The sequence below is a fragment of the Falsiroseomonas sp. RANM36 genome (genome assembly GCF_056682175.1).
Window position 1 is genome coordinate 290,422 of sequence record NZ_JBWXTD010000004.1, and the last position, 10,817, is coordinate 301,238.

At 71.1% G+C, this 10,817-nt stretch carries 7 protein-coding genes; all 7 read right to left on the bottom strand.

Annotated elements, in window-relative coordinates; genetic code table 11:
- Window positions 1-63: 63 nt before the first annotated feature.
- Window positions 64-1,713: an ABC transporter substrate-binding protein gene (locus AC1MIR_RS15180; protein ID WP_480029029.1), complete on the bottom strand. Its 1,650-nt coding sequence runs from the start codon at window positions 1,711-1,713 to the stop codon at window positions 64-66.
- Window positions 1,714-1,907: 194 nt separating this feature from the next.
- Window positions 1,908-2,849, bottom strand: a complete 942-nt coding sequence (locus tag AC1MIR_RS15185) for an ABC transporter ATP-binding protein (RefSeq protein WP_480029030.1) — start codon at window positions 2,847-2,849, stop codon at window positions 1,908-1,910.
- Window positions 2,846-3,847: an ABC transporter ATP-binding protein gene (locus tag AC1MIR_RS15190; protein ID WP_480029031.1), complete on the bottom strand. Its 1,002-nt coding sequence runs from the start codon at window positions 3,845-3,847 to the stop codon at window positions 2,846-2,848. Before AC1MIR_RS15190 ends, AC1MIR_RS15185 begins: the two co-directional genes overlap by 4 nt.
- The gene (locus AC1MIR_RS15195) at window positions 3,847-4,749 is read right to left on the bottom strand and encodes an ABC transporter permease (protein WP_480029032.1); all 903 of its coding nucleotides are present in this window, start codon (window positions 4,747-4,749) and stop codon (window positions 3,847-3,849) included. Before AC1MIR_RS15195 ends, AC1MIR_RS15190 begins: the two co-directional genes overlap by 1 nt.
- A complete protein-coding gene (locus tag AC1MIR_RS15200; RefSeq protein WP_480029033.1) occupies window positions 4,746-5,756 on the bottom strand; it encodes an ABC transporter permease in 1,011 nt (336 codons plus the stop codon). Before AC1MIR_RS15200 ends, AC1MIR_RS15195 begins: the two co-directional genes overlap by 4 nt.
- A 32-nt stretch (window positions 5,757-5,788) precedes the next feature.
- Window positions 5,789-7,393 (bottom strand): ABC transporter substrate-binding protein, encoded by a 1,605-nt coding sequence (locus tag AC1MIR_RS15205; RefSeq protein WP_480029034.1) that lies wholly within the window; start codon window positions 7,391-7,393, stop codon window positions 5,789-5,791.
- A 20-nt stretch (window positions 7,394-7,413) separates the two neighbouring features.
- Window positions 7,414-10,817, bottom strand: a 3,404-nt coding sequence (locus AC1MIR_RS15210; RefSeq protein ID WP_480029035.1) for a hydantoinase B/oxoprolinase family protein, incomplete at its 5' end; no start/stop codon positions are given.

Here is a 10,817-nt window from a genome sequence, read left to right on the forward strand (position 1 = left end):
TCTGTTTTTGCTGGTGGGGGGGGGGGGCGGGGGGCCGGCCCCGCGGCCCCCCCCCCTGCTCCCCTACTCGATGCGCATCGTCGCGATGTCGATGAACCAGGAGCGCGGCTGCACCACGCCCTTGACCCGTGCGCTCATCGCGCGCGGCCCCACGTCATGCGCGACCCAGAGGAAGGGCGCCTCCTCCACGATGCGGGCATGCAGGCGGGCGAGCGCCGCGTCGCGGCCGGCGGCGTCGAAGGTGGTGCGCGCCACGCGGACCAGCTCGTCGAATTCGGGGTTCACGAAGTGCCCCCAGTTGTTCGAGACCGGCGGCTGCGTCGCCGAGGAGACGAAGCGCACCATGGCGAAGAACGGGTCCATCGTCGCGAAGGTGACGTTGATCGCGTTCGCGCCGCGGGCGTTCGGGTGCCGCGCCCCCTCGCGCCAGTTGGTGAAGACCGCGTTCCACTCGCCGACCTCGAGCTGGACGTCGAAGTAGCATTCGCGCAGCGCCTGCTGCAGGAACTCGTTCATCACCACCGGCTGCATCTGGCCCGAGCCGGAGGCCGAGGTCAGCACCCGCACCTGCAGCGGGCGCTGCGGCGTGTGCCCGGCCTCGCGCATCAGCCGCTGCGCCTCGCGCAGGTCGTAGCGGATGTTGAAGCCGGGGTTGCCCCACCAGGGATGTCCGGGGGGGACCGAGCCGCGCGGGATCTCCATCAGCCCGCCGAGCAGCTGCTTCATCTCCTCGCGGTTGACGCAGAGATTGGCGGCGTGGCGGACGCGGCGATCGAGCCAGGGCGATCCCTCGACGAAGGAGAACTGCCAGGGCCACACATGCGGCTGGGCGTTCTGATACATCACGAAGCCGCGGCGCGTGATCTGCGGCACGGCATCCGGCGCCGGCGCCTCGATCCAGTCAACCTGGTTGCCGAGCAGCGCGGCGGTGCGGGCGTTGGCCTCCGGGATCGGCAGCAGCACCACGCGGTCGATCTGCGGGCGGCGCGCCGGATCCCAGTAGTCGCGGTTCGCCGTCATCTCGAAGCGCTCGCGGGGCACGAACCGGGCGCCGCGGAAGGGCCCGGTGCCGGAGGGGTCGGCCGCGAAGGCCGCCCAGGCCTGCTGGGCGCGCGCGCGCGGATCCGTCACGCTGGCCGGCACCGCGTCGAACTTCGCCTGCCAATGCGCCGGAGACGCCATGAACAGGTTGGTCAGGTTGATCGGCAGGAAGCTGTCGGGCTGGCTGGTCGTCAGCTCAACCGTCATATCGTCGATCGCGCGCGCGCTGCGCAGGTTCGGCATACGGCTGACGGTGACGCCGACCTGGCTCTGGTCGAACTGCGGCGCGTTCTGGTCGAGCACCTTCTGCACGTTCCAGACCACCGCCGCCGCATTGAACGGGCTGCCGTCATGGAAGCGCACACCCGGGCGGAGGCGGAAGACCCACTTGGTGCGGTCGTTCGCATCCACCGCCCATTCCGTGGCGAGGCCCGGAATCACGACCGAAGGCTGGTCGGCCTTCGACAAGTCCCAATGCGTCAGCGCATCGTAGAGCGGGATGCCGGTGAAGCGGTTGCCTTCGAAGCCCTGATCCGGCTGGCCAAGCGTGCGGGGAATGTCCGCCGCCGTCATGCCGATGCGCAGCACGCGCTCCTGCGCCGCCGCGGCGCCGGCGACACCGGCGAGCGCCACGACGCCGAGCAGCAGCGCACGCAGACCCGTTCTTTTCATTCTCGTCTCTCCACTTCCGTTCCAACGCCTTGGGGCGATCGGGGCGGCGCCGGCACAGCAAGCTTCGTGCCGCAGCCATCCGAGCGCCCAGGCGGCTCTCCCAGCGCCGCACCGCCTAACCGATAAGCAACAATTGCACAATGTCTGATCCGAGGCGCCCGGGCGGGCGGAGACGCGCCGCCGCGGCGGCAGGTTCAGGCGGCCCAGCAGGCTGCGCGGTGCGCGCCGGAACGGTCCAGCGCCGGATCGTCGCGAGCGCAGCGTTCCATGCGGATCGGGCAGCGCGGCGCGAAGCGGCACCCGGGCGGGATCTCGGCCGCGTTCGGCACGTCGCCGGCCAGCGGCGCGTCCGGCAGGCCGGCCGGGCGTGGCGGCAGCACCGAGGCGATCAGCGCGCGCGTATAGGGATGCTTCGGCGCGCCGAAGATCGCCTCGACCGGTCCCTCCTCGACGATGCGGCCGAGATACATGACCGCGACGCGGTCGCAGACCTGGCGCACCACCGCGAGGTTGTGGCTGATGAAGAGATAGGTGAGGCCCAGGCTGCCGCGCAGCTCCTGCAGGAAGTCCAGGATCTGCGCCTGCACCGACACGTCCAGCGCGCTGGTCGGCTCGTCCAGCACCAGCAGCTTCGGCGACAGCGCCAGCGCGCGGGCGATGCAGACGCGCTGCTTCTGGCCGCCCGAAAGCTCATGCGGAAAGCGCCAGAGGAAGCTTTCGGGCAGGCCAACCTGCCGCAGCAGGTCGGTCACGCGCGCCTGCGCCGCGGCGCCGCCCGCCAGGCCCTGCACGACCAGTGGCTCGGCCACGGAGGCGAAGACCGTGCGGCGCGGGTTCAGCGCGGAATGCGGATTCTGGAAGATGATCTGCATGTCGCGCCTGAGTGGGCGCAACGCATCCTCGCCGAGCGAGGCGATGTCGCGGCCCTCGAACCGGATGGCGCCGGCGGTGGGCGCGATCAGGCGCAGCACCAGCCGCGCGACGGTGGACTTGCCGCAGCCGGACTCGCCGACCAGCCCGAGCGATTCGCCTGCCCGGAGCGACAGGTCCACGCCATCCACCGCCCGCAGCGAACGGCCGCCCTTCTGCGCGTAGTGCTTCGCGAGGCCGACCACCTCGAGCAGCGCGGCGCTCATGCCGCCGCCTCCTCGGCCCGATGGCACGCGACGCGCCGGCCATCCACCTCGCGCAGGCGCGGCTTCTCCGCCACGCAGCGGGCGACGGCGAGCGGGCAGCGCGGATGGAAGCGGCAGCCCGAGGGCGGATCCAGCAGGTTCGGGATATGGCCGGGGATGGGTCGCGCGCGATCCTGCGGCCTCGCAAGATCCGGCACGGCGGCGAGCAGCCCGCGCGTGTAGGGGTGGCGCGGCGCGGCGAACAGGATCTCCGCCGTTGCATCCTCCACGATGGTGCCGGCGTACATCGCCACCACCCGCCGGCAGAGCGCGCCGATCACGCCGAGATCGTGGCTGATCAGCATCAGCGTCAGCCCGCGCGCGGCGACCAGGTCGGCGATCAGGCGCAGCACCTGCGCCTGGATCGTGACGTCGAGCGCCGTGGTGGGCTCGTCGGCGACCAGCAGGCGCGGCGTCCCGGTCAGCGCCATGGCGATCAGCACGCGCTGGCGCATGCCGCCGGAAAGCTCATGCGGATAGCGGTCGAGCAGCCGCGCGGGATCGGGCAGCCGCACCGCGCCGAGCAGTTCGGCCGCCGCGGCGCGCGCCGTCGCGTGCGGGCGCTTCGGCTTGCCCTCGGCCCGGTCATGGGCGCGGATCACGTCCACCATCTGCGCGCCGATCGAGAAGACCGGGTTCAGATAGGTCATCGGATCCTGGAAGATCATCGCGACGCCGTGCCCGCGCAGCCGCGCAAGCGCACGCTGGTCCATCGCCAGGACATCCTGCCCCGCGAAGCGGATGCCGCCGCCGAGCACGCGGCCCGGCGGCATCTCCACCAGCCGCGCGACGGAGCGCGCCAGCACGGACTTGCCGCAGCCGGTCTCGCCGACGATGCCGACCGTCTCGCCTTCCTCGACGGTCAGGTCGATGCCGTCGAGCACATGCGCACGGCCCTCGAAGCCGTCGAAGGCCAGGTGGTAGCCGCTGATCTCGAGCAGCGCGGGCGGGCGCTCCATCAGCCGCGGTTGCTCTTCGGGTCGAGGATGTCGCGCAGCCCGTCGCCGAACAGGTTGAAGCCCAGCACGGTGAGGTAGATGGCAAAGCCTGGGAACACCGCATACCACCACCAGTTCGGCATGTAGGTGCGCGCGACGGAAATCATCGCGCCCCATTCCGGCGCCGGCGGCTTCGCGCCAAGCCCGATGAAGCCGAGCGACGCCGCCGCCAGGATCGCCAGGCCCATGTCCATGGACGCCTTGACGATGATCGGGGAGGTGCAGTTCGGCAGGATGTGCAGCGCGAGGATCCTGAGGTCGCTCGCGCCCACGGCACGCGCCGCCTCCACGAAGGGCTCGTTGCGCAGCGCCAGCGCCTTCGCCTCAACCAGCCGCACATAGCCCGGCCACCACACGATCAACAGCGCGATGATGCCGTTGAGGATGCCCGGCCCGAGTGCCGCGACGATCGCCAGCGCCAGGACGATGCCCGGCACCGAGAGGAAGACGTCGGTGACCCGCATGATCACCGCGCGCGCCGCACCGCCGAAATAGCCGGCCGCGACGCCGAGCGGCACGCCGATGGCCGTCGCCACCCCGACGATGGTGAGCCCGACCCAGAGCGAGGTGCGGGTCGCCAGCACCACGCGCGAGAACAGGTCGTTCCCCATCTCGTCGGTGCCGAACCAGTGCGCGGCGGACGGGGGCTTGAGCCGGTTCGCGAGGTTCATCGCGCCCTCCGCGTCCAGCGGATAGGGCGCGATCCAGGGGCCGAAGGCCGCGACCAGCAGGAAGCCCGACACGATGGCCAGCCCCACCATGGAGGAAGGGCTGCGGCCGAAGCTCCAGGCGAAGAAGCGCAGCTGCCGCAGCGTTGCGGCGTGGCGCTCGGCGAAGCCGGCGCGCGGCATGGCGAGGCTCATGACACGGCCCTCAGCCGCGGATCGAGCACGCCATAGAGCATGTCCACGATCAGGTTCACGACCATGAAGTTCACGCCGATCAGCAGCGTCACGCCCATCACCGGCTTGAAGTCGCCCGCAATGGCGGAGGAGACGGCATAGAGACCGATGCCGGGCCAGTCGAACACCGTCTCCACCAGGACGGTGGAGCCGAGCATCCAGCCCCATCGCAGGCCGATGATGGCCAGCGTCGGCAGCATCGCATTGCGCAGCGCCAGCACGCAGACGACCCGCAGGCGGGAGATGCCATGCGCGCGCGCGGCGGTGACGTAGTCGGAGGACAGCACCTCGATCATCTCCCCGCGGTTCACCCGCAGGATCGAGGCGAGGCAGGGGAAGGACAGCACCAAGGCGGGCAGCACCGCGTGGCGCAGGGCGTCGGCGAAGGTCTCCCACTGCCCCGCCAGCAGGCTGTCCGCCAGAAGCATGCCGGTGACGAAGGGCGGCGGCGGCGTGGCGATGTCGAGCCGCCCGGAGGTCGGCAGCCATTCCAGCTGCACCGAGAACAGCAGTTGCAGCAGGATGCCGAACCAGAAGGCCGGCAGCGCCACCAGGGAGACGGCGACGAAGCGCGTGGCATGGTCCGGCGCGCGGTTCTTCAGCACGGCCGACATCATGCCGAGCGGCACCCCGACCAGCACGCCGAACGCCATGGAGAGCAGCACGAGTTCCAGCGTGGCCGGGAAGTAGCGGCCGAGATCCTCGGTGACGCTGCGGGTGGTCACGATGGAGCGGCCGAGATCGCCGGTCAGCAGGCCGCCGACATAGCGGACGAACTGCTCGGGCAACGGGCGGTCGAGCCCGTATTCCTTGCGAAGCGTCTCGACCATGTCGCGCGTGGCGTCCGGCCCCGCGGCCAGCGCCGCGGGGTCCGAGGGCGCGACATTCGACACCACGAAGGTGATGAGGACCAGGCCGAACAGCATCAGCCCGGTCAGCATCAGCCGCCGCAGGACGAAGAGCGCCATGTCAGGCCCCGCCGGTCACGGGCCGTGCGGGCTCAGGCGGCATCGACCCACATGGTGTGCAGGTCCACCTCGCCCGTCAGGCGCAGCGGGCAATAGACGAAGCCCTTCACGTAGTCGCGCATCAGCCAGCGCCGGTTGGCGAGCATGCCGAAGATCTCCGGCTGCACCTCGACCACGCGCCGCTGGATGTCGGCATAGAGCGCGGCGCGCTTGGCATCGTCCGTTTCGACGCGCGCGGCGTCCACCCACTGGCTGATCTGCGGATCGGTCAGGTGGTGCATGCCCCAGAAATTCCCCTGCGCGCGGGTGTGATACTTCCCCGCGACCACATCGGGATCGGTGGAGACCGGCGTGACATAGACGCTGACCATGTCCGGCGCCGTCTCCGCGCGGCTGCCGCGGGCGACCATGGTCGGCCAGGGCTGCGCGACGACGTTCACACGGATGTTCAGCGGCTGCAGCGAGTTGAGCAGCGCGAGCCCGATGCGCCGCGGATCCTCGAGCCCCTGCACATGCACGTATTCCAGCTCGAAGCCGCCGTTCGGATGCGCGCTGCGCGCGAGGAAGGCGCGCGCGCGATCGAGGTCCCGCCGGGGCATGCCGGGCACCGCGATGTGGCCGGGGATCGCCTCCGGGAAGGGGCTGTCCATCAGCGTCGCCCCGCCGTTATGGATCTGGATCAGCGCGTCGTAGTCGAAGGCATGGGCGATCGCCTTGCGCACGTTCAGGTCCGCGGTCGGCCCCTTCGTGGTGTTCATCGTGATGGCGAAGGTGGTCATGCCCTTGTGCTCCTCGGGGCGGATGCCCCGCAGGCCCTTCATCGCCTCAAAATCGTCGGCCGGGATCTCGGTGATCATGTCCACCTCGCCGCGCTGCAGCAGCGCACGCCGTGCCGCGGGCTCGCGGACGACACGATAGATCACGCCGGCCGGCCGGTTCGCCTCGCCCTGCGGCCAGCCCTTCCAGTAGTCGCCCACGGCATCGAGATGGATGACCGATTGCGGTTCGAAGCGGCGCAGGCGGAACGGGCCGGAGCCGGCGTCGTTGCGGGTCAGCCAGGCCTCACCGAAGTCGTTGTTGGCGACATTCGCCTGCACCTGTTTCGGGTTCACGATGAACCAGAGCGGGATGTAGGTGAGGAAGCTCGGCATCCGGCGCGTCAGCGTGAAGCGGACGGTGTGCGCATCCACCGCCTCGATCGCGCCCGGGTCCAGCACGTCCTTGAGCATCCAGGCGACGCCCTTGTTCATCCGCAGCCCGCGCTCGAAGGAATAGCGCACGGCCTCCGCGTCCACCGGGTCGCCGTTGTGGAACTTCGCGTTCCGCACCAGGTGGAAGGTCCAGACCGTGCGGTCCGCATTGGCTTCCCACCGCTCCGCCAGCCAGGGCACGATCTGCGGCGGATCGTTCACGTATTTCGCCAGCGCGTCATACAGCGACTGCTGGACCATCCGCGTGGACCAGTCGTAGCGCACATGCGGATCGAGCACCGGCACCGGCTGCCCGCCGGCATAGACCAGGATCTTCCGGTTGCCCTCGCGCTCGAAGCCGCGCGCCGGGCCGCCGAGGGTGAGCGCGCCGGCGGCGCCGAGCCCCGCGGCGATGGCGCCGCGGCGGCCGATGGTGTTTCCCTGCATGATTGCCTCCTCTCCCATGGTCATTCGGCCGCGGCGCGGGCACTGCCCCGCCGGGCTTCGCTCTCCCTCTCGTCGATGGTGCCGTCTTCGCGCAGCACCACGCCGTAGTCACGCATCGCCGCTTCCGGCGTGATGTAGCCATCGGCAAGGTCGGCGGCGATCAGCGCCAGCGGGCGCGCGCGCGGGTCGCCATAGCCGCCGCCGCCGCAGAGCAGCACTTCCGCGACCTCGTCCTTCCGCGTCAGCGTCACCAGCTCGCCCGTGCCGGTGTCCTTGAGAAGAGTGCCGGCGGTGTCCCGCACGCCGCCCCAGGCGAGCCCGCCCGGCGCTCCGCCGAACAGGCCTGGCGTGCGCACCCGCACGCCCTCCGGATACACCGAGGCGAGCGTCGGCAGGTCGTCGTCCTCCAGCTTGCGCACGCGCACCACCTGGCCGAGGCCGCCGCGGTGGCGTCCCGCGCCGCCGCTGTCCGGCACATAGGACTTCTCCACCACCAGCACCGGCACGCGCTGCTCCATCAGTTCGATCGAGGTGTTCGCCGCCGAGGTCGGCCACAGCAGCGCGGACTTGCCGTCGCCCCGCGCCGAGGCGCCCTGGCCGCCGCCCATGAAGAGATGGTCGGAGTAGAGCCGCCGCTTCGCGTCCCAGCCATACATGCTGACCGCGACGGGCAGGCCGGTCACCGCCTGCACCTGGTTCGGCGCGGCTTCGGACAGCGCGCGGAAGATGTTGGGCGCGATGTACCAGCCGGTGCGCGTGCGCAGATAGACCGAGGCCGGCTTGGCGCAGTTCAGCATCGAGCCTTCCGGCGCCTTCACCCGGAACGGCCGGAAGCAGCCGGCATTGCCGCGCACATTCGGCGACAGCATGCATTTCAGCGGATAGGTCGCATGCGCCTCGGTGTAGTTGAGCGTGCAGTTCAGCCCGCCCTGCGGCAGCTGCGCCGGCACGCCCTCGAAGTCGAGCTCGATGCTGTCGCCGGCCACCGTCACCTTCAGCGGATAGGTCAGCTCCGTCCCCATCGGGTTGTTGCTGATGGTGGAGTGGTAGACGCCGTCGGGGATGGCGCGGATGGCATCGCGCATCGCGGCCTCGGCGCGGTTCTGCACCACCGCGGCCAGCGCCTGCAGGTCGTGCATGCCATACTCGTCCATGAAGGCGATCAGCCGCTCGGCGCCCAGCGCATTCGCCGCCATCATCGAATGGATGTCGCCCAGCACCTGCCAGGGGTTGCGCACATTCTCCCCGATCAGCGCGAACAGGTCCTCGTTCGGAACCCCTTCCCGCGCCAGCTTCATCGGCGGGATCTGCAATCCTTCCTCATAGACTTCCCGCGCGCGCAGATGGTCCTTGGTGCCGCCGATGTCGGAGACATGGCCGACGCAGGTCATCAGCGCCACCATCCGCCCGTCCTTGAACACCGGCGTGGCGATGGCGAGGTCGTTCAGATGCCCGGCGCAGAGCCAGGGATCGTTGGTGATCAGCACGTCGCCGGGCTTCAGCGTCTCCGGCGGATGCCGCTGCAGCAGCGCGCGCGCCGCCCGCTGCACGGTCAGGTTGAACACCGGCATGGCGCGCGGGCTGTGCGCCAGCGTCTCGCCGTTGGGGTCGAGCAGTTCGCAGGCGAAGTCCTGCGCCTCGCTGATGATCAGGCTGAAGGCGGTGCGGCAGACGGTCAGCCACATCTCCTCCACCACCGTCACCAGGCGCGACCACATGATCTCCAGCGCGATCGGATCGGCCTCGATGCGCGCCATCGCCTCGGCGAGGTTCATCTCCGGCGTGACGACCGCATCGGGGATCGGGGCCGAGGCGACGGCGATGCGGAGATTGCCGCCCGCATCCACGCCGAGCGCATCGCCCGGCGGCACGATGGTGGTGGCCTCGCGTTCCTCGACGATGGCGGGGCCGGGAATGCGGTCGCCATCGGTCAGCGCGTAGCGGTCCCAGACCCCGGCCTCGTGCCAGGCGCCGTCGAAGAAGACGCGCCGCGTGCCCTTGCGCTTCGGCCGGCCTTCGGCGTCGGCGCCGGCCTGCTGCAGCGCCAGCGTCGGCTCGCGGCCCGCCACGCGGACGCGGAAGGAGATCGCCTCCAGCTTCGCGCCCTGGAACACGGCCGTGTAGCGCGCGGTGTAGACCTTCGCGAAGGCATCGCCGATCGCCTCCAGGCGCGCATCGTCCAGCATCCCGTCCGGCAGCGGCACGGTGATCTCGTGAACCTGCCCGACAAGCCGCATGTCGGCCGAGCGCTCCAGCCGGATCTCCGCCTCCGGCACCCCGGCCTCGGCCAGCAATTGCCGGCCCTCCGCCTCCAGCGCGGCGAGCAGGCCGTTGACGGCGGCCGCGTCGAAGCCCGGCTCCATCAGCACCGGCATCGAGCGTACCTGCTCGAAGGAGAGCGGCGCGACGAGGAAGCCGAGCGCCGAGGCCGCGCCGGAAGCAGGCGGGATGATCACCTCCCGCACGCCGAGCGCGCGCGCGACCATCGCGGCATAGGCCGGCCCCGCGCCGCCGAAGCCCACCATCGCGTAGCGCCGCGGGTCCTTGCCCTTCTCCACCAGGTGCACGCGCGCGGCCGCCGCCATGCTTTCCGTCACGACCTTGGCGATGCCCCAGGCGGTCTCCACCGGGGAAAGGCCGAGCTTCTCACCGAGCGCACCGACCGCGCGTTCCGCCGCCGCCGCATCCAGGCTCATCCGCCCGCCCAGGAAGAAGCCCGGATCGTACCAGCCGAGCGTGAGGTTGGCGTCGGTCACGGTCGCGTCGGTGCCGCCGCGGCCATAGCAGGCGGGCCCGGGATCGGCGCCCGCGGAATGCGGCCCGACGCGCAGCAGCCCGACCTCGTCGATGCGCGCGACGGAGCCGCCGCCGGCGCCGATCTCGATCATGTCGATCACGGGCGCCTTGATCGGCAGGCCGGAGCCCTTCTTGAAGCGGTGGACGCGCCCCGCCTCCATCATCGCCGCGATCTCCGCGCGGCCATCCTCGATCAGGCAGGCCTTGGCGGTGGTGCCGCCCATGTCGAAGGAGATCACGTCGCGATGCCCGGCGCGCGCGCCGAACAGCGCGGTGGCGAGGCCGCCGCCGGCGGGACCGGATTCCAGAAGCCGGATCGGGAAGGCGCGTGCGGCGGCGGGGCTCACCAGGCCGCCCGCCGAATGCATCAGCCGCAGCGCGCCGCGGAAGCCGCGCGCGCGCAGCGCGCGTTCCAGCTTCGTGACATAGCCGTCCATCAGCGGCTGGACATAGGCGTTGGCGCAGGTGGTGACGGTGCGCTGGTACTCCCAGAGTTCCGCCACGACCTCCGACGAGACCGAGACGGCAAGCCCGGGCGCCGCCCGCCCCCCCGCCCCCGCGGCGCCGCGCGGCGGGGGGGGGGTGGGGGGGGGGGGGGGGGGGGAGGTAACGCCCCCCGGCCCCCCCC

Bases quoted from the DNA above. Each gene is read 5' to 3' on its own strand.
- AC1MIR_RS15180 (WP_480029029.1), bottom strand. From the start codon at position 1,713: ATGAAAAGAACGGGTCTGCGTGCGCTGCTGCTCGGCGTCGTGGCGCTC.
- AC1MIR_RS15195 (WP_480029032.1), bottom strand. From the start codon at position 4,749: ATGAGCCTCGCCATGCCGCGCGCCGGCTTCGCCGAGCGCCACGCCGCA.
- AC1MIR_RS15190 (WP_480029031.1), bottom strand. From the start codon at position 3,847: ATGGAGCGCCCGCCCGCGCTGCTCGAGATCAGCGGCTACCACCTGGCC.
- AC1MIR_RS15200 (WP_480029033.1), bottom strand. From the start codon at position 5,756: ATGGCGCTCTTCGTCCTGCGGCGGCTGATGCTGACCGGGCTGATGCTG.
- AC1MIR_RS15205 (WP_480029034.1), bottom strand. From the start codon at position 7,393: ATGCAGGGAAACACCATCGGCCGCCGCGGCGCCATCGCCGCGGGGCTC.
- AC1MIR_RS15185 (WP_480029030.1), bottom strand. From the start codon at position 2,849: ATGAGCGCCGCGCTGCTCGAGGTGGTCGGCCTCGCGAAGCACTACGCG.